The organism is Streptomyces laculatispora (assembly GCF_017353455.1).
GTDB lineage: Bacteria > Actinomycetota > Actinomycetes > Streptomycetales > Streptomycetaceae > Streptomyces > Streptomyces laculatispora.
Genome location: NZ_JAFMPZ010000103.1, coordinates 1 through 23,058 on the forward strand (window position 1 = coordinate 1; position 23,058 = coordinate 23,058).

The 23,058-nt window shown below is 70.5% G+C and carries 21 protein-coding genes; 6 read left to right on the forward strand and 15 right to left on the reverse strand.

Annotated features, from left to right (window positions below; translation table 11 throughout):
• Positions 1–83: SMR family transporter (locus J1C73_RS05935; RefSeq protein WP_242643786.1), on the reverse strand; the 83-nt coding region annotated here is incomplete at its 3' end.
• Positions 84–293: 210 nt separating this feature from the next.
• On the opposite strand from J1C73_RS05935, the gene J1C73_RS05940 reads away from it, so the two are divergent.
• Complete coding sequence (locus tag J1C73_RS05940; RefSeq protein WP_207315406.1) at positions 294–1,310, forward strand: DUF7847 domain-containing protein; 1,017 nt, start codon at positions 294–296, stop codon at positions 1,308–1,310.
• Positions 1,311–1,475: 165 nt separating this feature from the next.
• On the opposite strand, the gene J1C73_RS05945 is transcribed toward J1C73_RS05940, so the two are convergent.
• Entirely contained in the window at positions 1,476–1,925 is a 450-nt protein-coding gene (locus J1C73_RS05945; protein ID WP_207315407.1) for a hypothetical protein, read from the reverse strand.
• 1 nt (position 1,926) lies between these two features.
• Complete coding sequence (locus tag J1C73_RS05950; protein ID WP_242643783.1) at positions 1,927–6,468, reverse strand: DNRLRE domain-containing protein; 4,542 nt, start codon at positions 6,466–6,468, stop codon at positions 1,927–1,929.
• 574 nt (positions 6,469–7,042) lie between these two features.
• On the opposite strand from J1C73_RS05950, the gene J1C73_RS05955 reads away from it, so the two are divergent.
• Positions 7,043–8,185, forward strand: coding sequence for a hypothetical protein (locus J1C73_RS05955; RefSeq protein ID WP_207315408.1), 1,143 nt, complete (start codon positions 7,043–7,045; stop codon positions 8,183–8,185).
• A 143-nt stretch (positions 8,186–8,328) separates the two neighbouring features.
• On the opposite strand, the gene J1C73_RS05960 is transcribed toward J1C73_RS05955, so the two are convergent.
• Entirely contained in the window at positions 8,329–8,910 is a 582-nt protein-coding gene (locus J1C73_RS05960; RefSeq protein WP_207315409.1) for a TetR/AcrR family transcriptional regulator, read from the reverse strand.
• Between the two features lie 121 nt (positions 8,911–9,031).
• Between J1C73_RS05960 and J1C73_RS05965 the strand changes: the two genes are divergently transcribed.
• Positions 9,032–9,820, forward strand: a complete 789-nt coding sequence (locus tag J1C73_RS05965; protein ID WP_207315410.1) for an SDR family NAD(P)-dependent oxidoreductase — start codon at positions 9,032–9,034, stop codon at positions 9,818–9,820.
• 153 nt (positions 9,821–9,973) lie between these two features.
• On the opposite strand, the gene J1C73_RS05970 is transcribed toward J1C73_RS05965, so the two are convergent.
• The gene (locus J1C73_RS05970; RefSeq protein WP_207315411.1) at positions 9,974–10,603 is read right to left on the reverse strand and encodes an alpha-ketoglutarate-dependent dioxygenase AlkB; all 630 of its coding nucleotides are present in this window, start codon (positions 10,601–10,603) and stop codon (positions 9,974–9,976) included.
• Between the two features lie 261 nt (positions 10,604–10,864).
• A complete protein-coding gene (locus J1C73_RS05980; RefSeq protein WP_207315412.1) occupies positions 10,865–11,989 on the reverse strand; it encodes an FAD-dependent oxidoreductase in 1,125 nt (374 codons plus the stop codon).
• 51 nt (positions 11,990–12,040) lie between these two features.
• Between J1C73_RS05980 and J1C73_RS05985 the strand changes: the two genes are divergently transcribed.
• Positions 12,041–12,733: a TetR/AcrR family transcriptional regulator gene (locus J1C73_RS05985; protein ID WP_207315413.1), complete on the forward strand. Its 693-nt coding sequence runs from the start codon at positions 12,041–12,043 to the stop codon at positions 12,731–12,733.
• A gap of 188 nt (positions 12,734–12,921) precedes the next feature.
• Here the strand turns inward: J1C73_RS05985 and J1C73_RS05990 are convergent, their stop codons facing one another.
• The 9 genes from J1C73_RS05990 to J1C73_RS06030 all read right to left on the reverse strand — a co-directional run bounded on the left by J1C73_RS05990 (position 12,922) and on the right by J1C73_RS06030 (position 21,034).
• On the reverse strand, positions 12,922–14,316 hold the full coding sequence (locus J1C73_RS05990; RefSeq protein WP_207315414.1) for a DUF3616 domain-containing protein: 1,395 nt from the start codon (positions 14,314–14,316) through the stop codon (positions 12,922–12,924).
• Between the two features lie 150 nt (positions 14,317–14,466).
• Complete coding sequence (locus J1C73_RS05995) at positions 14,467–14,805, reverse strand: metal-sulfur cluster assembly factor (RefSeq protein WP_056783575.1); 339 nt, start codon at positions 14,803–14,805, stop codon at positions 14,467–14,469.
• A complete protein-coding gene (gene sufU / locus J1C73_RS06000; protein WP_164494306.1) occupies positions 14,802–15,257 on the reverse strand; it encodes a Fe-S cluster assembly sulfur transfer protein SufU in 456 nt (151 codons plus the stop codon). Before sufU ends, J1C73_RS05995 begins: the two co-directional genes overlap by 4 nt.
• A gap of 20 nt (positions 15,258–15,277) precedes the next feature.
• Positions 15,278–16,546: a cysteine desulfurase gene (locus J1C73_RS06005; protein ID WP_073735372.1), complete on the reverse strand. Its 1,269-nt coding sequence runs from the start codon at positions 16,544–16,546 to the stop codon at positions 15,278–15,280.
• Positions 16,543–17,307: a Fe-S cluster assembly ATPase SufC gene (gene sufC / locus J1C73_RS06010; protein WP_123469245.1), complete on the reverse strand. Its 765-nt coding sequence runs from the start codon at positions 17,305–17,307 to the stop codon at positions 16,543–16,545. Before sufC ends, J1C73_RS06005 begins: the two co-directional genes overlap by 4 nt.
• A gap of 7 nt (positions 17,308–17,314) precedes the next feature.
• Complete coding sequence (locus tag J1C73_RS06015; protein ID WP_123469247.1) at positions 17,315–17,632, reverse strand: bifunctional 3-phenylpropionate/cinnamic acid dioxygenase ferredoxin subunit; 318 nt, start codon at positions 17,630–17,632, stop codon at positions 17,315–17,317.
• Positions 17,632–18,813, reverse strand: coding sequence for a Fe-S cluster assembly protein SufD (sufD, locus tag J1C73_RS06020; protein WP_207315415.1), 1,182 nt, complete (start codon positions 18,811–18,813; stop codon positions 17,632–17,634). The genes J1C73_RS06015 and sufD overlap by 1 nt, the downstream gene beginning before the upstream one ends.
• A 62-nt stretch (positions 18,814–18,875) precedes the next feature.
• The gene (gene sufB, locus J1C73_RS06025) at positions 18,876–20,297 is read right to left on the reverse strand and encodes a Fe-S cluster assembly protein SufB (protein WP_123469251.1); all 1,422 of its coding nucleotides are present in this window, start codon (positions 20,295–20,297) and stop codon (positions 18,876–18,878) included.
• Complete coding sequence (locus tag J1C73_RS06030) at positions 20,294–21,034, reverse strand: helix-turn-helix transcriptional regulator (RefSeq protein ID WP_207315416.1); 741 nt, start codon at positions 21,032–21,034, stop codon at positions 20,294–20,296. Before J1C73_RS06030 ends, sufB begins: the two co-directional genes overlap by 4 nt.
• A 263-nt stretch (positions 21,035–21,297) precedes the next feature.
• Here J1C73_RS06030 and J1C73_RS06035 point away from each other — a divergent pair, with 263 nt between their 5' ends.
• Positions 21,298–22,245, forward strand: coding sequence for an ABC transporter ATP-binding protein (locus J1C73_RS06035; RefSeq protein ID WP_123469255.1), 948 nt, complete (start codon positions 21,298–21,300; stop codon positions 22,243–22,245).
• Entirely contained in the window at positions 22,242–23,009 is a 768-nt protein-coding gene (locus J1C73_RS06040) for an ABC transporter permease (RefSeq protein ID WP_207315417.1), read from the forward strand. The genes J1C73_RS06035 and J1C73_RS06040 overlap by 4 nt, the downstream gene beginning before the upstream one ends.
• Positions 23,010–23,058 lie beyond the last annotated feature (49 nt).

Genomic DNA, 23,058 nt, shown 5'->3' on the forward strand with positions numbered 1-23,058 from the left:
CGGGTGAACCCCTCGCTGTACTTCATGGCGGTCGTCCCGGCCACCTCCGCCGCGATGGCCGCGGCCAGCAGTCCATATCCCATGTGTACGAGTGTAAGCATCGATGGCGGCGAAGGACCGGGGTCACCCGGGCACCGGGGGCGCTACCGTGGTCCGTCCATGTACATGATCGGCTGACAGACGGAGCAGAAGGGGCGCAGGACGCAGGGGGGGGCGGCGGGCCGTACGGAGGCGCGCCGTACGGGGGGCCTCCCGGAGGGCCGCCCGGCTGGGGCGGCTGGGGCGGCGGCTGGATGCCGCCCAAGCCCGGGGTGATACCCCTGGGGCCGCTGAGGCTCGGGGACATATTCAACGGCGCGTTCTCCACCGTGGGCCGTCACGGCAAGCAGCTGTTCGGCATCGGCGCTGCCGTGTACGGCGGGGCGTTGGCCGTGGTCGTGGCGGCGGTCGCGATCGGCTACTCCGCGACCTCGGACCATCTGGACCGGATGTTCTCGCTCGGCTCCGACGAGGACCCCAGGACCGATGACTGGGTACCGGTGGTGATCGCCCTCTGCGCGATCGCGCTGGTGTGCCTGATCGCGGCCGTGCTCTCCACGGCCCTGATGTACGCGGCCGTACCCGCGGTCCTCCAGGAAGCGGTGCTGGGCCGGCCGACCACCTTCTCCGCGGTCTGGCGCCGGGCCTGGGCACGGGTGCCCGCCGTGATCGGAACGGTCTTCCTGAGCTGGGTGATCGCGATGATCCCGCTCCTGCTCGCCTGGGCCGGGATCATCGCCCTCATGATCGGCACGATCGCCATGGACGGCGGCGCCTCGATCGCGCTGGTCGTCATCGGCATCGTCGGCGCCATGGCGACGGCACCGCTGGCGGTCTGGCTCTGGGTGAAGTTCAGCCTGGCGCCCTCGGCCGTGGTCTTCGAGAACCAGGGCCCCATCGCGGCGATGCGCCGCTCGTCCGCGCTGGTGCGCGGCGACTGGTGGCGGATCTTCGGGATCAGCCTGCTGGCAGGCGCCATCGCGGGGGTCGCGAGCTATCTGATCCAGCTGCCGTTCTCGTTCATCGGCATGTTCTCGGGCATGCTCGGCTCGGCGAACCTGGGCGACGACCCGAACCCGGCCTCGATCATCGTCGCCATGAGCGGCTATCTGGTGGTCATGATGATCGGTCAGCTGGTCAGCCAGCTGATCGTGGCCACCTTCCCGCCGCTGGTGACCGGACTGCTGTACGTGGACCGCCGCATCCGCACCGAGAACCTGGGCCCGGTCCTCGCCGAGGCCGCCGCGGTACCGCCGCAGTACACGGGCTGAGGCCGTCTCCCAGCGGGCAAGCACCAGGGTTCAGGCTCCGCAGGGGCGTCCTCGCGTCCGCAGCCTCCGGCCGGCACGGCCCGAACCCGGAACACGTCCCGGGGCTCGACGCAGAGCGCCCGCCCCTTCCGGTCGTGCCGGGGGGCGGGCGCTTTGCGCGGGGGCTCAGCCCTGGAGCTTCATTCCCTTGGGGGAGCTGAGGCCCTTTTCGGGGTGGGCACGGAACGTCGCCGTCCATGCTGTGGGCGGGCAGGAGGTGCCATTGGGGTGCTGCTCCGTCAGCTTGGCCCGGGTGCTGTCCTCGACGACCGTGTCACCGCTCTTCGCGGAGGTTACGGTGAGCCGTACCGGCACGGTGGTCGCGCCGACGTCGTCGGGGAGCCGGACCCTCAGCGAGGTGAACGGGTCATCGGGGTTGCCCGATGCCTTCTCCTCGCAGCTGTCGTCCACGCACAGCCGGATCTTCACCTCATCCCGGCCGCCGAAGTCGGCGGGCCGCCACACAGCGGACACCTGCGAGTCCGCGTCGGCCTGCCGGCACGGTGTGTCCTGGCCGAAGACCGAGCATCCGGTCAGGGCGACCATCAGCAGCGGGGCGAGAAGGGCACGGCGCATATCAATACCTCGCTACTGTGCCGGGGAAGGCGCTGTTGGCCAGCCCGATATCGGTGAAGTACAGCCAGCACGGGTCGAAGAGACCGCCGCTGTTGTCGCCGCCGCCACCCCCGCCGCCGGAAATGATGCCCTTGGCGAAGGCGCGTCCGCTGCCATCGACGGTGTACACCGGGCCGCCTGAGTCACCGTTGATGGTGCAGGAGCCGGACGTCTTCTTGGCCACGACCATGTTCTTGGCCGTCGTACCCCCCGAGTAGTGGACGGTCACCTGCGTGTCGGTCACCTTCCAGCCGCACTTCTCGCCGGTCATCATGCCGCCCGTGCAGACCTTGTCACCGCTTTGCGCCCAGCGCCGCCAGTAGTCGTGGACGGGGCGCGACGAGCTGGACGTCTTGCCGCCCTTGTATATCCGGGCCGACGCGGAGCTGTCGCTGTTGACCCGGTACAGCGACAGGTCACCCGCGTAGTAGCTCTGGCCGGAGAGCTTCACCGAGCCGTACCCGTTCTTCCAGTTGTCCCGCACGACGGGACCGATGTAGTCGCTTTTGCTGGGGTTGAGGACGGCACCGTTGCCGGTGGTGCAGTGGCCTGCGGTCACCATGTACCAATTGCCGTTGTACTTCCAGGGGAAGCCCGCCGTGCACCACGACGCCGAGCTGACGGTCAGCTGCGAGTAGAAACGTGCCCCGCCGTAGTAGGGCGAGGTGTCGTTGTAACGGGTCGCCTGGGGCTCCAGTGCGTCGACGCCGGGGGCGACCTGCACGGCCACGGTGTCGGTACCGTACCGGTCGCCCAGGGCCGTGACCAGCGCCGGGGTGGCCGCCTCGGTCCTGACGACGACACGGTTGTTCGCAGCGTCCACGGACGCCACACGCAGCCCGCTCACGCCGGGCAGCTCCGCTTCCGGCAACTGCAGGACCTCGTCGCGCACGGACTCCAGCGCGGTGACACTGTGTTCCACCACCTCGGCGCGCGGGGCAACCTCCTCGGTGACGGTCGGCCCGGCGGGCGCGGGAGCCGTCTCCGTGGTGTCCTGCGGCATCTCGAACGACTCCTCGCCGGTGGACTCCTCGGCCCCGTCGGCGGGTGGCGCCGGGGTCTGCGTCTCGGTGGTCTCGGTGTCGGGCTTGGTGCCGTCCTCCGTGTCAGCGGCGGGCGTTCCGCTGCCCTCGTCGGCCGGGGCCTGCGTCACCTGGACCGGTGCGGACGCCTCGGCGGCCGAGGCCGCCTGCACCACCGGCGCGACCAGATCACCCGTGGCCGGGTCGAGGTAGGGCGGGGCAAAGGTGTCGGGGCTGTTCGCCGCGCGCGTCTTGGCCTGCTCCAGGGCGTAGGCCTTGGCCGGCTGCGACTCCTGCATGCCGTCGTCCGATCCGCCCTCGATGACCTCGACCCTGTCGACGATCACCGAGACCGGTTCGGCCTCCGGCGGGCCGTACGGTCCACCGAAGCGGGCGCCGATCTGCCGACCGCCGCTGCCGGACAGGAACGAGGTGTCCCACAGCAGCTTTGGCGCCGAGCCGCCGGCGAGTGGCACCGGCCAGGTCACGGCGGTGCCGTCGGCGCGAGTGACCTGGGAGGCCGGGATGACCTGCCACGGGTCGGCGGACGAGGACCGCTGCAGGAACGTGACCTCCGTCAGCGAGGCCGGCGCTCCGACCGCGAGGTCGGCCGAGCCGACGAGCACCTCGCCGTTGGCGGGTGCGGTGACGGCCGCCTGTCCCACATGGAAGGCGCGCTTGGCCGCGGCCGATACGTTGCCGGCCCGGTCGGTCGCGGTGACGACGAGCTGGTGGCTGCCCTCGGTGGCCGGGGTGACCGGCAGCGCCACCGGGCCGCCGCTGGTGGTGACGCTCTGCGCGGAGCCGCCGTCGATCCGGTACGTCAGGATGCGGGTGTCGGCGCCGTCCGGCGTCAGCGTGAACGCCCCGGTCACCTGTGCGCCGCCCGCCCAGGCGTCCGACGGGTAGGCCGTCGAGGCCACGGCAGGGGCGCCGGGCGCGGTGGTGTCGACGGTGAAGCGGTAGTGCGAGGTGGCCCCGGCCACGCCGTTGCCGTCGATGCCGCGCACATGCAGGTACCAGGTGCCCTCGGCACGGGTCGTCGTGTACGCGGTACCGGTCGTCTCCGACGTGCTGTCCGGCACGGTGTCGCTGGTGGCGTCGACGACGATGCTGTACCCGGCGGAGGCGCCGGAGGGCGCGGTCCAGGCCGCCTGGAAGGAGCCGCTCTTGTAAGCGCCCGTCTGGTCGGGATGCGTGGAGGAGCTGATCACCGGGCTCGGCGGCAGTGTCGTGTCGACCCGGAACGGCAGGTGCGCGGCGCTGGACGACCAGTTGCCCGCCTGGCCCTTGGCCCGCACGTGCACGTACCAGGTACCGTCCGCGTCGACGGTCGTGGTGAACTTCGTCGTCGTCTGCGCGGTGCCGCTGCCGGCCGGCAGGGTGTCCGCAACGCGGTCGACGCTGACGGCGTAACCGGCGACGCCGGACAGGTCGGTGGGCGCCGACCAGCCGAAGGACGCGGTGCGCCCGGCGTACGCGCTGGTCGTCACCGGGTGCGTGGAGGAGACCAGGCCGCCGGGCGCGCCCGGGGCGGTGGTGTCCACGTTGAAACCACGGTGCTGGGTCGTGGACCACAGCCCCGCCTTGTCCTTGGCGGCCGCGTGCACCCACCAGGTTCCGTCAGTGCGCCCGGACCAGCTCACGGCGGCAGCGGTCTGCGTCACGGTGAATCCGGCGGCCGTCGTCGGATTCTGGTCGAGCTTGACGGCGTATCCGCTCACGCCGGAGGCGTCGGTCGCGGCGAGCGCGCCCGAAAAGGTGGTGGCGCTGTACCAGGCCGACGCCGAGGGGTGGCTGGTAGAGGTGATGGCAGGGGCGGACGGGACGGTGGTGTCGACGGTGAACGTCTGCCACCCCGACCAGGCCCCGGCGTCAGTGCCGTCGGACGCCCGGGCCCGCCACTTGTAGCCGCCCGGCGCCAGGGTGCCGGCCGTGTGGGTCGCCACCGCTCCGGAGGCCACGGAGGCGGACGTGCCGGACTGCAGGGCCGCGGTGCCGTTCGCCGCCCAGACCTCGAAGGTCAGGGTGAGCTGCTGGGCGTCGGCGTCGGTGGCCTTCGCGGACAGCGTGGGCGTGGTGTCCGAGGTGTAGGTACCCGACAGCGGGGAGACGGCCGCCGCGGTTGCGGGCTTGGAGTTGTAGGTGACCGTCAGGGAGGGCTCGAAGGCGGCGTTGTGCGAGCCGTCCGTCTGATTCGCCGAATAGTAGCGGCGCCAGGTCAGGGGGTCCGTCTCATCGACGGCCGCGATCCGCACACCCTGGTTGGGCTGGCCGTCGGCCCAGGCCTGGACTATCCCGTCGATGTCCCAGGAGACGTGCCCCGCCGGACAGCCGGCGTTGTACCCCTTGGCCGCCACGGAGGTCACGGCGCCGGTCGTGGTCGTCGTGGGCTGCTCGGCCCAGGTGATGGCCGAGGGGTCCCAGGCCGAGGTGATACGGCGTACCTGGTTGCCTGCGTTGGTGGTGCTGCACGTGGACGAGTAGTACGAGTACAGGCGCAGGTCGGTGTCGAGGACGTGCTTGCCGGCGTACTTCGCCGCGTCGAACTTCAGGTACGAGCGGGCCTTCTCGGTGCCGTTGTAGGTACCGGCCTTCAGTTCGGTCGAGCCGCGCTGCGAGGTGAGGTAGTCGTCGTACTGGACCCAGGTGTCGGTCACCGGGCCGAGCAGGGAGTCGGTCGGGTCGATGGTGACCGGATACCGCAGATCAGGGTCGGCGAGGAACTTGGGGTCGGGTTCCAGAACCAAGACCTGGCCGCCGGTGTCCGCGTCCCGCTCGATCGTGACGTCGATGGCCGCGATGTCCTCGGGCTCACCGGAGGCGGGATCTTCGTCCGCGCCCCACATAACCGGCAGCGGCGCGGTGGCCACCGTACGGCCGCTGCTGTCGTTCCAGCGAAGGCGTTCGTCGGCGGTCTCATGCAGGGTGAGGCCGTCGGTCGAGACGGGCAGTCGGTAACTGACCGGGCCGTCGGGGCGCTCGTGCAGGACGACGGAGTGGGAGAAGCCCTCCTTGAGGGCGGTCACCACGAGGTCGCCGCCCTCGACAGCACCGGGGTAGACGGCGGATGAACCGTCCAGGCGGGGCTCGGGCAGCTTGCCTGGCCAGTCGAGCCCGAGGGTGTGGCCGCCGCGGGTGACCTCGGCCAGTGGTTCGCCCGTACCGCCGCCGGAGAAGGTGATATCGGCGGCAGCGGTCTTCGGCCTCACCACGCCGTCCTCCGCCACGAGGGTGGTGTCGACGGGCCGCCAGCTGCCGTTGGGCTGCTTGACCCGGATCGGGCCGGTGTAGGCCTCGACGGTGGTGGTGCCGTCGGCGTTGGCCCAGGTGGTGGTCGAATCGGTGCGCTCGGAGACTATCTCGCTCCGGACGCCGTTCGTCCGCTGCGCCGCCGGCGCTTCGGCCGTCGGATCGGCATCCTCGGCGAACGCGAGCTCGTTGAGCAGGGGCAGCGGGGCGCACACGAGAGCGGCCAACAAGCCTGCCGCCAGGGCTAGTCGCCTCAGCGGTCTTCGCCGGCCGGGGGCCGGGGTGAGCTGCGCGGATTGATGCACAGGGAATCCCTCCAGTTGATCGTGGTCGAAGGACGGCTGATCCTAGGTCTCCACATGTCATGCCCACAAAGGGAATAGGTCGCTCCGTTGCCGGCGAACCGCGTGTGCCGAATCTCGTGGCACCCCTGGTCCATCTCCCCTGCCCTGGGCGGCCCTTGGGACAATGGTCATGAGTCAACGATCTACATGTGACGCTCTTCGGGTGGGGCTCGCTGGGGTGAGGCCGCGAGGTGGCTGACGGACGACGTGTCGATCGGGCTGCCGGCGGCGGTGTTCCCGGCGCAGGCGGGGCAAGGCGCGGTGGACGAGGCCGGCGCGCGGGAGGAACGGGCGCGCTCGTTGCCGTCGAAACCTGATGACGTACCTCGCGAGGGCACAGCGGCTCGGGCCCCCGTCCGCTGACGTTGCCGTCGACTACTTCCGCCGCCCCACGTCGCAGTCCGGCCAGGGCGCTTGACGGGCTTTCAATGATTCTGGCCCGCCGTGCGAGGATCCCCCGGTGCCCGTACCTCTGGACGTCGCCCTTCCCGCATCCGCCGAGATCGAGGCACTGCTCACGGCCTCCGTCGGCACCCGGACCACCGTCGAGCGCATCGAGCCGCTGCACCACCCCTGGGTACTGCGCGCCCATCTGGCGGAGGCAGCCGGACTCCCCGGTACGGTCATCGTGAAATGCCTCCGCCCCGGGGGATACGGCCTCCGCTCCGCCGCGGAGCTGACGCGGTGCGAGCAGGCCGCGCTCACCTTCATCGCCGACGACCTCCGCCTCGACCTCGCACCGGGCCTGCACGCCGCCTCACCGGATTCCCGCCTGCTCGTGCTGGAGGACCTGTACCCCCGCACCGAACTGGCCGGACTGCTGCACCGCGACGGCCACACCCCGGCCCTGGACGCCGAACTGACCGCCTTCGCTTCCTCGATGGGCGAGCTGGCCGCCGCATCGGCCGGCCGCGCCGCGCTGTTCGACGCCCGCCGCACGGCACTGGGCACCGGCGCCTGCCGGCTGGGCGACTGGGAACACGCCTGCACCGGCCTCTGGCGGAACGGGCTCGCCCGGGCCGCCGCCTTCGGCGTCCCGCTGCCCGCCGCAGCGGAGCGCGATCTGGAAGCGGCCGTGGCCGAACTGGCGGATCCCGGCCCGTTCCTGGCCCTGACCAACGGCGACACCGAGTCACACAACTTCCTGACCGGACCGAGCGGCGGCGGCCGGCTGATCGACTTCGAGGGGGCGGGCTTCCGCCATGCCCTCACCGCCGCGACCAGCTTCGCGGTCCCCGGCCCGAACTGGTTGGCGGTATCGGGGCCGGGCCAGGTCGAGGCATTCCGCCGGGCCCTTGCCCGGACGGTCCCCGAGGCCGAGGACGACCAGCGGTTCGGCTTCGGCCTGGCCTCGGCTTCCATGGTCTGGGTGATGACGCGCACCGACCGTCTCACGTCACTGGACGCACGCGGCCCCGGCAACGACTCCCGCACCCAGATGGTGGCCCTGCTGGAATCCGGAGCCCGCACCGCCGAGGCGCACCGGGTACTCCCCCACCTGGCGGCCTGGTGCCGGTCCACGGCGGCCCTGCTGCGCCGCCGCTGGCCCGACACCGACATCGACACCGCCGCCATCGCCCCCTACACCTGGCGTGAACGGTAGGGCGGAGAGCCGGGCGGCCACGGATTCCTTCTCCACGCGCAACCCGTCAGCCGCGTCGTCCGCCTCACCATCGACGACGTCACCGACGACGAGACCACCGTCACCATCCGGCTGGGAGACCCGCCCCGCTGCCGGAGCAAGGTCTACCCCGGTGCCCCGACTCCGTGCAGCAGGGTGTCCACCACACGTGCGGCCAGCTGGTCGACGGCGCCGATATCGACGACGTCCCGCCCTTCCTCGGCCGCCTCGTGGATGAGGGCGTAGTAGACCCGGCGGGCCCAGTCCAGGTCGGTGTCCGCAGACAGCAGGCCGGCCTCCTGCGCGCGCCGGAAGAGCTGGTCGCACTGGGCCAGGACATCGGCTTGCACGCGTGCCGTCTCGGGGCCGGACGAAGCGGTCCGGCTCATCGCGAAGCTCCAGCCGATCTTCACCTGAAGGACGTTGGCGGTCACCTGGTGCAGGGCGACCAGCGGCGGGGAGGTGAGTGGGCGGGCGGCCTCCACGGCCTGGTGGAACCGCTCGGTCGCCCAGGCCGCCAGCGCCTCGACCAACGCCTCGCGGGTGGCGAAGCGCCGGTGCACGGTGGTGCGGGCCACCCCGGCCGCCGCTGCGATCTGTTCCATGGTCGCCGCCGGGTCGGCGGCCAGCACGCGTTCGGCCGCCTCCAGGATCGTCCGCACCGTCCGCTCCGCGTCGGCGCGCAACGCGCGCCCTCTCGTCTCCATGGATCAGACAGTACATCGGGGACACCGATCGCGGATTACTTGCATCACCGGTGTTGCATCTACTAGCTTTACGGCGTCACTGAAGTCGCTACTGATTGATTTCCACGACAGGAGTGCATCCATGGACCTGCAGCTCACGAACACCACCGCCGTGGTCACCGGCGCAAGCCGCGGCATCGGACTGGCCACCGTCCAAGCGCTCACCGCCGAAGGCGTTCGCGTGGTAGCCGCCTCCCGCACCATCACCCCGGAGCTGAAGGAGACCGGCGCTCTGGCCCTGCCGATGGACCTGCTGACCCCCGATGCCCCCGCCCAGCTGATCGACCGCGCCATCACCGAGTTCGGCGACCTCGACCTGCTCGTCAACAACGTCGGCGGCGGCGACAGCGGAGAGGGCCAAACCGGCGGCTTCCTCTCCTTCACCGACCAGCAGTGGCAGCAGTCCCTCGACCTGAACTTCCTGGCCGCCGTGCGGACCAGCCGGGCGGCGCTGCCCAGCCTGCTGCGCCGCCGCGGGGCGCTGGTCAACGTCTCCTCCAACAGCGCCCGGATGCCGCATGCCGGGCCCGTCCCGTACACCACCGCGAAGGCCGCGCTGACCGCCTTCGGCAAGGCGCTGGCGGAGGAGTTCGGACCGCAGGGCGTGCGCGTCAACACCATCTCGCCGGGCGCGGTGCGTACCGCGATGTGGGAGGGCCCGGACGGCTACGGCGCCGAGCTGGCCCGCTCCATGGGGGTCACCCAGGAGCAGCTGCTGGCCCAGCTCCCGGCCGCGACGGGGATGACCACCGGCCGCCTGCTGGAACCGTCCGAGGTCGCTGCGGCCATCGCCTACCTCGCCTCACCGCTGGCGGCCAGCGTGTCCGGCACAGACCTGCTGATTGACGGCGGATCCGTCAAGACCGTCTGACACACCGTCCAGGACGCGGCCCGGCCCGCGGCTTCCCAGCTCGAGCCGGCCGATCCAGGCGGGCTGTACCCCTTGAATCGGCCGGCCGGACCGGTGACACGACTCCTGCCGCCACCCCCGTCCGGCACGCCGCTTCAGGGGGCCCGGGACCGGTCACTGCACCCCGTGCGGCCGGAACTGGATGCTGATACGCCCTCCGGCCGACCGGGCCGACTTGGGGATGGCGTGCTCCCAGGTCCGCTGGCACGAGCCGCCCATCACGATCAGGTCGCCGTGTCCCAGTGGGCGGCGCACGGTCTCGCCGCCGCCCACCGGGCGCAGCAGCAGGTCACGCGGGGTGCCGACGGAGAGGATGGCGACCATCGTGTCCTCACGGGCACCCCGGCCGATACGGTCGCCGTGCCAGGCCACACTGTCGCGCCCGTCGCGGTAGTGGCACAGGCCGGCCGTCGTGAACTCCTCCCCGAGCTCGGCGGCGTAGTGCGCGCTCAGGGCCCGGCGCGCCTCGTCGAGAACGGGGTGCGGCAGCGGTTCGCCGGCCCGGTAGAAGGCGAGCAGCCGGGGCACGTCCACGACCCTCTCGTACATCTGCCGGCGTTCCGCCTTCCACGGGACGTCCGCGGCCAGCCGTTCGAACAGGACTCCGGCGCCGCTGAGCCAGCCCGGCAGCAGGTCGATCCAGGCCCCGTCGCCGAGGACCGTCCGGTGGATCCCGCCCAGCGGGCCCAGGCGCACGTCGTCGCCCTGGTCGAAGAGTGACCCCTGAAGCTGGTGCGTTGCCATGGGTCCAGCGTACGTGAATCGAACAAGTGCGCTAATAAGTGCACGGCCGGTCGGATAGTGAACCGCGAGATCCGCCTCGGTCCGTAAAGGCACCCCGGCAAGGGAGCGACCGGCAATCGGCCCCACCGAGCGGTCAGGCGGCGCCGCACGCTCCGGCCTTGGCTCCCGCCATGAGACAAGAGAACGAACCGGCGGGGAAGTTCGGCACCGGACCGGTCGGGTGCCTGGAGTCACGGACGGGGACCGTGCCGCGCGAGGCAGTCAGGACGGCTGGACTTCGTCGAAGAGAGCGAGGGCTGCGGCGGGGTCCGGGCTCACGAGGCGTTCCAGACCGGCCGCCGTGATCTTCGCCCACCTGCCGGCCCGTGCCCACATCCGCTCCTCGAAGGCGCGGACGGCCTCGTCCAGATCTCCGGGGCCGGAGGCGGCCGCGACGGACTCGGCGAGTTCGGCGCCTTCCAGCATCGCGAGATTCGCGCCCGCCCCCAGCGGGGGCATCAGGTGGGCGGCGTCGCCCAGCAGCGTCACCCCGGGGACGTGGGCCCAGGTGTGGGACACGGGCAGGACGTGGAGGGGGCGGTGGACGAAAGCGGTGCCGTGGCGCAGGAGGTCGAGGCAGGGGGCGGCCCAGCCGTCGAACAGGGCCAGCAGGCTTGACCGCACGGCCTCGACGTCGGCCAGGTCCAGGTTCGTGTGCCAGTCCAGCGGCGCGCGGAACTGGGCGTACACCTTGACGTGGCCGCCGCTGCCGCGCTGGGCGACGAGGGCGCGGTTCACGCCGTACACAGCCACGGAACCGTCGCCGATCAACCCGGCAAGGTCAGGGTGGCGGGCGTCGATGTCGTCGAGGGAGCTCTCGACGAAGGTGACGCCGGTGTAGTGCGGCGTCACGGACGAGACTGCCGGGCGGACCCGGGACCAGGCGCCGTCCGCGCCGATCACCAGGTCGAACGTCTCCTGTCGCCCGTCCGCGCATCGGACCAGCACGCCGCCCCGGGTCTCCGGCACCACCTCCGTCACGCCCCGCCCCCACTGCACGTTCAGGGGGCCGAGCAGCAGGTCACGGAGTTGCCCGCGGTCGATCTCGGGATTGGCCCGGTCACCCGGACGGGGCTGCCAGTCGCGCAGGACGGTCCCGTCCGCGTCCAGAATGCGCATGGCCTGCCCCTCGGGACGAGCCAGCGCCTGGAACTCCGCGAGCAGTCCCGCCTTCTCCAGCGCGCGCTGGCCCAGCCCTTCGTGCAGGTCCAGCGCGCCGCCCGGGGGCCGGGCGTCGGGGGCGGCATCGCGTTCGAGGACGGTGACGGAGTGATCATGGCGGTGCAGGACGCGGGCGAGGGTGAGGCCGGCGGGGCCGCCCCCAATCACGGCGATACGGTGTCTCATGTCGATACACTGTAGCGCCAGGACGAGGCATCGCGACAGTACGGTGTGACCATGACTGTGTGGGACCGGCCGGAGCCGCCGACTCGCCCCGTGCCGCTCGACCGGGAGCGGATCGTCGCGGCTGCCGTGGCGCTGGCCGACGAGGGCGGGCTGCAGGCGGTGTCGTTGCGCAAGGTCGCCGCCCGGCTGAACGCCGGGCCGATGCGGCTGTACGGATACATCTCCACCAAGGAGGAGCTGTTCGACCTCATGGTGGACGAGGTCAACGCCGAGATTCTCCCCGAGGAGCAGCCCGCTGACTGGCGCGAGGCGCTGCGCGTCCTCGCCCACCGCACCAGGCAGGCCGCTCTCCGTCACGAATGGCTGGCCGACCTGCTCGGCGGCCGCCCGGCCCTGGGCCCGAACGGCCTCGCCGTGGCCGAGACCACGCTGGCCGCCCTCGACGGGCTCGCCGACATCGACACCGTCATGCGCGCCGTGGAGACGGTCAGCGCCTACTTCACCGGCGCGATCAGGCGCGAGATCGCGAACCTGCGGGCCGAGCGCGCCACGGGCCTGTCGAAGCCCGACTGGCAGCGCGCCTCCGGCCCGCATGTAACGAGAGTGCTGGCCACGGGCCGCTTCCCGGCGCTGGCCAAGGCCGTGTACGACGGCACGGAGGTGGGCGCCGAGGCATCCTTCGCGACCGGCCTGGACTGGGTCCTCGACGCCGTGGCCGCCAAACTCGCCCGGCCGCCGGCGTGACGCCCAGGATCTCCAGGTGACATCCGTGACACCGCATGACGCCGCCGGACTGCGCAGCTGCCCGTTCGACTGGTTCAGCGGCAAGCTCTGACGCCGGACGGCCTGGGACAAGGAGACGACCGTGCCCGCCGGTCGGGCCGGCGGGCACGGTCGTTCGGGGCGGGAACCGCGGGGGTCGCCGCTACCGCTCAGCCGTTGACGGTGAACCAGGTGGCGCGGGACTTCTTCCACTCGTCGTGGTCGAGGTCCTTGGCCTCCGTGCCGTCCCCGTACAGATCGGCCGAGCCCGCGTCCGTGATCAGCTGGGCGCGTGCGCCGGGCGTGTTCAGGTCGGGGACGTCGACGACGGCCTCCCAGCCGCCCGGGTCGGTGGTCGGCAGGTCGAGCCGCTTCTGCGGCGCGTGTCCCGCGATACCGTCCCAGGAGTAGAGGGCGTACGGGTCGGAGTTGTCGTCCGCCGCCCAGGAACCGGCCACGATCAGGTACTGGTCGGCGGAGTTCTTGCGGATGTCGCGGATGCTGAGCCCGCCGAGGTCCAGCTCGACGGGGGTACCGATCGTCGCCTTCGCCCCGGAGCCGGCCACCTTGTCGAAGTTGGTGACGGGCACGAGCAGCGCCTTGCCGCCCCCCTTCGGCGGGACGAGCGGGGCGCGGAAGCCGAGGTAGGCGGTGGTCGTCGAGCCGGGTGCGAACTCCAGGCCCTCGATGTTGAACCCGTCGATCTGCTTGGGCGCTTCGCCGTCCGCCGTCCCCGCGGCGAAGCCGTAGCGGTTGCCGTTGGCCTTGTCCCAGGCGACGAGGTCGTCGCGGAGCTTCTTGTACTTCCCGCCGACGGTCAGCTGGGTGGCGGCGCCGGAGCCGCTCACCGTCGTGGTGAAGACGGTGTTGCGGTCGGACTTGTACGCGCCGTCCTTGTTGTTGCCCAGTGAACCGGTCCAGTAGATCGTGTTCCCGACCCGGGCCGCGCCCTCGATGTCGATCTCCTTGGACACCCCGAGCTTCGAGGAGACGTCCCAGGTCCGGACGGCTCCGCCGGAGGACGAACGGTCGTGGAGGCGCAGGGTGTTGGACTCGTCGTCGGCGACCACCACATAGCCGCCACCGACGTCGACGGCGGCCGAGATGTCCGAGGAGCCGGTGAGGTAGCGGGTGTCGGCGGCGTTCTGCACGGCGGCGGACGCCGCGTAGTGCAGCGACTTGGTGGCGGTCTTCCCGCCGAGGCCGGTGACCTTGATCGTGAGGTCGGTGTAGCCGCGGGCGTGGGCGGCGACCCGGAGCTGCCGGGTGGCGCCCGTGCCGGTCACCGTCACGTCGCCGGTCGCCGCGACGGATGACTCGGAGCTGGCGGACGCCGCCACGCCGAGCGCCGACGCATCGGCTCCGCTCTGCCCGACGGTGACCGTCACCACCGGGTCGGCGGTCGCGCCGACGGCGCCGGAGAGATAGCCGGCCGACAGCGTGATCGTCGGCGTTCCGTAGCTCGCGGCGTGCGCGGGTGCGCCCAGCCCCAGGGCGGCCAGCGCCAGTGCACCTCCCGCGGCGGCGACGGTCCGGCGGTGAGGGAGGACAAGCTGATGCAGCACGGTGTGCCTCTCGTCGGCGGGGTGTCGAGAAGTAGGTTCTGATTCTCGCGCCAACGGCGGGCGGACGCCGGGGATACGGCGGACGAACAACGCCGAACGGCCCCCGGCTCAATCAGGAGCCGGGGGCCGTTCATACGCACACGGTGTCGCTCAGACGTTGAAGCCCAGCGCGCGCAGCTGCTCGCGGCCGTCGTCCGTGATCTTGTCCGGGCCCCACGGCGGCATCCAGACCCAGTTGATCCGCAGCTCGTTGACGATGCCGTCGGTGGCGGACTTCGCCTGGTCCTCGATGACATCGGTCAGCGGGCAGGCCGCCGACGTCAGGGTCATGTCGAGGGTGGCGATGTTGGCGTCGTCCACATGGATGCCGTAGATCAGGCCCAGGTTGACGACGTCGATGCCCAGTTCGGGGTCGACGACGTCGTACAGCGCCTCGCGGACCTCCTCCTCGGAGGCCGGCTTGGTGGTGAGAGTCTCGTTGTCGCTCATGCCGTCTTCCCTTCGGACAGCGCCTTCGCCGTCGCGTCTTTCCACGCCATCCAGCTCAGCAGCGCGCATTTGACCCGGGCCGGGTACTTGGAGACACCGGCGAACGCGACCGCGTCCTCCAGCACCTCCTCCATCGCATCGTCCGGCTCCAGCTGCCCCTTGGACTGCATCAGCTCCAGGAACGCGGTCTGGATCTTCTGGGCCTCGCCCAGTTCCTTGCCGACCAGCAGTTCGTGCAGCACGGAGGCGCTGGCCTGGCTGATGGAGCAGCCCTGACCCTCGTAACTCACGTCGGCGATGGTCTCGCCGTCGTACCGCACGCGCAGCGTGATCTCGTCACCGCACGTCGGATTGACGTGATGCACCTCGGCGTCGCCGTCCCGCAGGCCGCGCCCTTGGGGGTGCTTGTAGTGGTCCAGGATCACTTCCTGGTACATGGAATCGAGCTTCACCAGTCAACCCTCGCCGCTGTCTAACCGAAAAAGTTCCGGACGTGTTCCAGACCGTCCACCAGGGCGTCGACCTCGGCGGGCGTGGAGTACAGATAGAACGACGCTCGCGTCGTCGCAGGAATTCCGTACCGCAGGCAGACCGGCCGTGCGCAGTGGTGTCCGACCCGGACGGCGATGCCCTGCTCGTCGAGTACCTGACCCACGTCGTGCGGGTGGATGTCGCCGAGCGTGAACGAGATCGTGGCCCCGCGGTCCTCGGCGGTGGCCGGACCGATGATCCTGAGGTCCGGGACCTCCAGGAGCCGCTTCACCGCGTACTCGGTGATCGCCTGCTCGTGGCGGTGGATGTTCTCCATGCCGATCGCCGAGAGGTAGTCCACGGCCGCGCCGAGGCCGACGGCCTGGGCGATCGGGGGCGTACCGGCCTCGAACTTGTGCGGCGCCGGGGCGTACGTCGACGAGTGCATCGACACGGTCTCGATCATCTCGCCGCCACCGAGGAACGGCGGCAGGTCCTCCAGGAGCTCCTGCCGTCCCCAGAGCACGCCGATGCCGGTCGGTCCGACCATCTTGTGGCCGGTGAAGGCCACGAAGTCGGCCTGCAGCGCCTGCACGTCGAGCACCATGTGCGGGGCCGCCTGCGAGGCGTCGATGCAGACCAGCGCGCCGACTTCCTGGGCGCGCCGGACGATCTGCTCGACCGGGTTGATCGTGCCCATGATGTTCGAGACCAGTGTGAAGGAGACGATCTTCGTCTTCTCGGTGATGATCTCGTTGATGTTGGACAGGTCGAGCCGGCCGTCGTCGGTGATGCCGAACCACTTCAGCTTCGCGCCCGTGCGCTGCGAGAGCAGCTGCCAGGGCACGATGTTGGAGTGGTGCTCCATCTCCGTGGTGACGATCTCGGTCTCGTGGTCGACCCGGTAGGGCTCGTCGGCCCAGCCGAGCATGTTGGCCACGAGGTTGAGCGACTCCGAGGCGTTCTTGGTGAAGATCACCTCGTTGCGGCTGGGCGCGTTGATGAACGCGGCGACCTTGTCACGGGCGCCCTCGTACAGCGCCGTGGCCTCTTCCGCGATCGTGTACACACCGCGGTGCACATTGGCGTTGTGCCGCTCGTAGTACTCGTTGAGGGCATCGAGCACCTGGCGCGGCTTCTGCGAGGTCGCAGCGCTGTCCAGGTACACGATCTTCTTGCCGTCGTGGACCGTGCGGTCCAGGATCGGGAAGTCCTTGCGGATCGCCTCGGTGTCGAGGAGGCCGGAGAGCCCCTGTCGGGCGTCAGTCACGCGGAAGCGCCACCCTTCGTGTAGGCCTCGTAGCCCTCGTTCTCCAGCGTGTCGGCGAGCTCGGCGCCACCGGACGCGGCGATGCGGCCGTTGGCGAAGACATGCACGAAGTCGGGCTTGATGTACTTGAGGATGCGCGTGTAGTGCGTGATCAGCAGGGTGCCGACCTCGCCGGACTCGCGGACCCGGTTGACGCCTTCGGAGACGGTCTTCAGCGCGTCGACGTCCAGACCGGAGTCGGTCTCGTCGAGGACCGCGATCTTCGGCTTGAGGAGCTCCAGCTGAAGGATCTCGTGGCGCTTCTTCTCACCGCCGGAGAAGCCCTCGTTGACGTTGCGCTCGGCGAAGGCGGGGTCCATCTGGAGTTCGGCCATCGCCTCCTTGACCTCCTTCACCCAGGTACGCAGCTTGGGCGCCTCGCCGCGGACGGCGGTGGCGGAGGTGCGCAGGAAGTTGGAGACCGAGACACCGGGGATCTCGACCGGGTACTGCATGGCGAGGAACAGACCGGCGCGGGCGCGCTCGTCGACGGTCATCTCCAGGACGTTCTCGCCGTCCAGGGTCACCGTGCCGCTGGTGATCGTGTACTTGGGGTGGCCTGCGAGGGAGTACGCGAGGGTGGACTTGCCGGACCCGTTGGGGCCCATGATGGCGTGGGTCTCGCCCTGCTTCACGGTCAGGTCGACGCCCTTGAGGATCTCCTTCGTGGCGTTGTCGGCCTCGACGGTGACGTGCAGGTCGTTGATTTCAAGCGTTGCCATGGGTGACTCAGGTCTCCTGGGTGACGGAGACGAGCACATCGTCCCCTTGGATCTTGACGGGGTATACGGGGACGGGGCGCGTCGCGGGAAGGCCGGACGGCTTGCCGGTGCGCAGGTCGAAGCTCGATCCGTGCAGCCAGCACTCGATCATGCAGTCCTCGACCTCGCCCTCGGACAGTGAGACGTTCGCGTGCGAGCAGATGTCGTTGATCGCGAACACCTCGCCCTCGGTGCGGACGACGGACACCGGCGTGCCGTCGAGCTCCACCCGCTTGGGGGTGTCGTCCTCCAGCTCGCTCAGCGCGCACACCTTGACGAAGGCCATCAGACCGACGCCTTCAGCTCGGTCTCGATCTTGTCGAGGAGACGGGCTTCGACGTCCGGCAGGCCGATCTGCTGCACCAGTTCGGCGAAGAAGCCGCGCACGACGAGGCGGCGGGCCTCCTCGGCGGGAATCCCGCGGGACTGGAGGTAGAACAGCTGCTCGTCGTCGAAGCGGCCGGTCGCGGAGGCGTGGCCGGCGCCGACGATCTCGCCGGTCTCGATCTCCAGGTTCGGCACCGAGTCGACCCGCGCACCGTCGGTGAGAACCAGGTTGCGGTTCATCTCGTAGGTGTCGGTGCCCTCGGCACTGGCCTGGATCAGGACGTCACCGATCCACACGGCGTGCGCGCCCTCGCCCTGCAGCGCGCCCTTGTAGGCCACGTTGGACTTGCAGTGCGGGGCGTTGTGGTCGACCAGGAGGCGGTGCTCCTGGTGCTGGCCCTTGTCGGTGAAGTACAGGCCGAAGAGCTCGGCCTCGCCGCCGGGGCCCGCGTAGGCGATCCGCGGGTGGATGCGGACGACGTCGCCGCCGAAGGTGACGACGATGGACTTGAAGGAGGCGTCCCGGCCGACCAGCGCGTTGTGCTGGCCGACGTGGACGGCCTTCTCGTCCCAGTCCTGGACGGAGACGACGGTCAGCTTCGCACCGTCGCCCAGGACGTAGTCGACGTTGGCGGCGAGCACCGCGTCACCGGTGTGGTCGATGACGACGACGGCCTCGGCGAAGGCGCCCAGGACGATGACCTGGTGGCCGTAGGCCACCCCGCCCTCGCCGTGGACCGCGATCCGGATCGGCTCGGTGAGCACGGCTTCCTTGTCGACCGTGACGACGGAGGCCTGCTCGAAGGACGAGTAGGCCTGCGCGGCCACCCGGTCCACCGGCGTACCGGCCTTGCCCAGCCGGGCGTCGTCGCGGCCGACGGTCTCGACCGTGACGCCCGAGGGGGCCTCGATCGCGACCTTCACGCCGCCGCCGTTGGCGACGGCCGTGCCGTCGTGCAGGCCGCGCAGCCGCTCCAGCGGCGTGAACCGCCACTCCTCCTCGCGGCCGTGCGGGACCGGGAAGTCCGCGACGTCGAAGGACGGGGGGGCGCTCATGCGCGTGGCGACGGTCGACTCGGCGGCCACCGCGATGGAGCCGGCGGTGGTGGAGCCCGCCGGAATGTTCTGAGCCTCAGCCATGGCTGTCGTAGTGCTCGCTTTCTCAGTCAGACAGATGTCGGGGGGATTCGGTCGTCGGTGTACTAGCCGACCGAACCCTCCATCTGCAGCTCGATCAGCCGGTTGAGCTCAAGGGCGTACTCCATCGGGAGCTCCTTCGCGATCGGCTCGACGAAACCGCGCACGATCATCGCCATCGCCTCGAACTCGGTCATGCCGCGGCTCATCAGGTAGAAGAGCTGGTCCTCGGAGACCTTGGAGACGGTCGCCTCGTGCCCCATCGACACATCGTCCTCGCGGACGTCGACGTAGGGGTAGGTGTCGGAGCGCGAGATCGTGTCGACCAGCAGCGCGTCGCACAGGACGTTGGACTTCGCGCCCGGCGCGCCCTCGCCGATCTCGATCAGACCGCGGTAGGAGGTGCGGCCGCCGCCTCGTGCCACCGACTTGGAGACGATGTTGGACGAGGTGTTCGGGGCCATGTGGACCATCTTGGCGCCGGCGTCCTGGTGCTGGCCCTCGCCCGCGAAGGCGATGGACAGAGTCTCGCCCTTGGCGTGCTCGCCCATCAGGTAGACGGCCGGGTACTTCATGGTGACCTTGGAGCCGATGTTGCCGTCGACCCACTCCATGGTGGCGCCCTCGTAGGCGACGGCGCGCTTGGTCACCAGGTTGTAGACGTTGTTCGACCAGTTCTGGATCGTCGTGTAGCGGCAGCGGCCGCCCTTCTTCACGATGATCTCGACGACCGCGGAGTGCAGCGAGTCCGAGGAGTAGATCGGCGCGGTGCAGCCCTCGACGTAGTGGACGTAGGCGTCCTCGTCGACGATGATCAGCGTCCGCTCGAACTGGCCCATGTTCTCCGTGTTGATACGGAAGTAGGCCTGGAGCGGGATCTCGACGTGCACGCCCTTCGGCACGTAGATGAACGAGCCACCGGACCACACGGCCGAGTTCAGCGAGGCGAACTTGTTGTCACCGACGGGGATGACGGTGCCGAAGTACTCCTTGAAGAGCTCCGGGTGCTCCTTCAGCGCGGTGTCGGTGTCCATGAAGATGACACCCTGCGCCTCCAGCTCCTCGTTGATCTGGTGGTAGACGACCTCGGACTCGTACTGCGCGGCGACACCGGCGACGAGGCGCTGCTTCTCCGCCTCCGGGATACCGAGCTTGTCGTACGTGTTCTTGATGTCCTCGGGCAGGTCCTCCCAGGACTCCGCCTGCTTCTCCGTCGAGCGCACGAAGTACTTGATGTTGTCGAAGTCGATGCCCGACAGGTCCGAGCCCCAGTTCGGCATGGGCTTCTTGCCGAAGAGCTTGAGGCCCTTGAGCCGCAGCTTCAGCATCCACTCGGGCTCGTTCTTCTTGTCCGAGATGTCGCGGACGACAGCCTCGGAGAGGCCGCGCTTGGCCGCCGCGCCTGCCGCGTCGGAGTCGGCCCAGCCGAATTCGTACGTGCCCAGGCCATCGAGCTCAGGATGGGCAGTCTCCGTAGGGAGCGTCATGCGGGGTTCCTCCCGGACTTGCTTGTGGATGCTGAATCAGTGGTCTGTGAGGTGGGGTGGCCGCTGCGCGGGATGTAGGTCGTGCACACCCCGTCGCCGTGGGCGATGGTGGCGAGACGCTGCACATGGGTCCCCAGGAGGCTGGAGAAGATCTCTGTCTCCGCCTCGCACAGCTGCGGGTACTGCTCGGCGACGTGTGCGACCGGGCAGTGGTGCTGGCACAGCTGCTCACCCTGCTGCGGGCCCGGCGCGCTACGCGCCGTAGCAGCGTACCCGTCGGCGGACAAGGCCTTGGCCAACGCCTCCGTACGGGTCTCGGGATCCGAGGCCTCGATCGCCGCGCGGTAGGCCGCCGACTGGTCGGCGACCCTGGCACGGGCGAACGCCATGACCGCTTCGTCGCCCGAGGTATCGGCGATCCAGCGCAGGGCGTCCGCGGCCAGCGCGTCGTAGGACTGGTCGAAGGCGTCCCGGCCGCAGTCGGTCAGGGCGAACACCTTGGCCGGACGGCCTCGGGTACGCGCCCCGTACACCCGCTGCTCGCGGGCCTCGACGACATCGTCTGAGACGAGGGCGTCGAGCTGGCGGCGGACGGCGGCCTGGGTGAGACCCAGGCGCTTCGCGAGATCGGCGGCGGTGGACGGGCCGTGGTCCAGGACGGAGCGCGCGATCCGGTTGCGCGTCGAACGCTCACCGGTCGCGAGTTCCTCCTGCGGAGCCTCGCCAACGTATTTCACAACGCCATTGTTGCGTAATTCATCCGGCCCTGACAACCACGGTCCGAAACGATCTACCGTGGAATCGATCACTTAGGGTTACCTAATCAAGACCGATCGGCCATGGGGGCGGGCGGAGGAGCGGGATTGGGTGCGTGCAGCCGCAGGGCGGAGGACTGAGCCGGACGGGGTCTCCCCCGCCCGATCGAAGCCGAGAGCCCGGGGGAGTGCCTGCCCAGCCCCGGGACGGGAACCCGGACGGCGGCTGCCTAGACTTACCGCCCATGAAGAGCGAGCCCGCCCCACCCCCGTCCGGCCCGGCTGTCCAGGTCCGTGGCCTGGTGAAGCGGTACGGCGACAGGACGGCGGTGGACGGCCTCGACCTGTGCATGGGCGCCGGCGCGGTCACCGCGGTCCTCGGCCCCAACGGCGCCGGGAAGACCACCACGATCGAGACCTGCGAGGGGTACCGCCGTCCGGATGAGGGGACGGTCCGGGTCCTCGGCCTCGACCCCGTCACCGACGCGGCGCGGCTGCGCCCCCGGATCGGCGTGATGCTCCAGTCCGGCGGCGTCTACTCCGGCGCACGCGCCGACGAGATGCTCCGCCACATGGCGAAACTCCACGCCCACCCACTGGACGTGGACGCCCTGATCGAGCGCCTGGGCCTGGGCGGCTGCGGCCGCACCACCTACCGGCGACTCTCCGGCGGCCAGCAGCAGCGGCTCGCCCTCGCGATGGCCGTCGTCGGCCGCCCCGAGCTGGTCTTCCTCGACGAGCCGACCGCGGGCCTGGACCCGCAGGCCCGCCGCTCCACCTGGGACCTCGTACGGGAACTGCGCACCGACGGCGTCTCCGTCGTGCTCACCACCCACTTCATGGACGAGGCCGAGGAGCTCGCCGACGACGTCGCGATCATCGACGCGGGCCGGCTCATCGCCCAGGGCAGCCCGGAGACGCTCTGCCGCGGCGGCGCCGAGAACACGCTGCGCTTCACCGGCCGCCCCGGTCTCGATCTCGGCTCCCTGCTGAAGGCGCTGCCCGACGGTTCGGAGGCGGTCGAGCTCAGCACGGGCGCGTACCGCATCAGCGGCCAGGTCGACCCGCAGCTGCTGGCCACCGTCACGTCCTGGTGCGCGCAGAACGGCGTGATGCCCTCCGGCATCTCCGTCGAGCGCCACACCCTGGAGGACGTCTTCCTGGAACTGACCGGCAAGGAGCTGCGCGCATGAGCGCCGGTACGTACACCCCCCGGCCGGGCGCCGCCCCGCTGCCCCGCATGATCGCCGCGCAGACCGCGCTGGAGACGCGGATGCTGCTGCGCAACGGCGAGCAGCTGCTGCTGACGGTGGTCATCCCGACACTGCTGCTGGTGCTGTTCAGCGCGGTCGACATCGTGGACACCGGCTCGGGCGAGTCGGTCGACTTCCTGACCCCCGGCGTCCTCGCGCTCGCCGTGATGTCCACGGCCTTCACCGGCCAGGCCATCGCCACCGGCTTCGAGCGGCGCTACGGGGTGCTCAAGCGGCTCGGCGCGTCCCCGCTGCCCCGCTGGGCACTGATGACCGCCAAGACCCTGGCCGTGCTGGTCACCGAGGTGCTCCAGGTGGTGCTGCTGACGGTGATCGCCTTCGCGCTGGGCTGGTCGCCGCACGGCAACCCGTTCGCCGTCCTGCTGCTGCTCGTCCTCGGCACCGCCGCGTTCTCCGGGCTCGGCCTGCTGATGGCCGGGACGCTGAAGGCGGAGGCGACCCTTGCCGCCGCCAACCTGGTCTTCCTGCTGCTGCTGGTCGGCGGCGGGGTCATCGTGCCGCTGGACAAGTTCCCGGACGCGGTCCAGTCCGTGCTGGGGCTGCTGCCGATCGCCGCCCTGTCCGACGGCCTGCGGGACGTGCTCCAGCACGGTGCGGCGATGCCGTGGGGCGACCTCGGCATCCTGGCCGTCTGGGCGGCGCTGGGCCTGGGCGCGGCGGCACGGTTCTTCCGCTGGGAGTGATACCGGGTCCGTGAGCCGCCGGATGCGCTCCGTAGACGTTTCGGGTAAC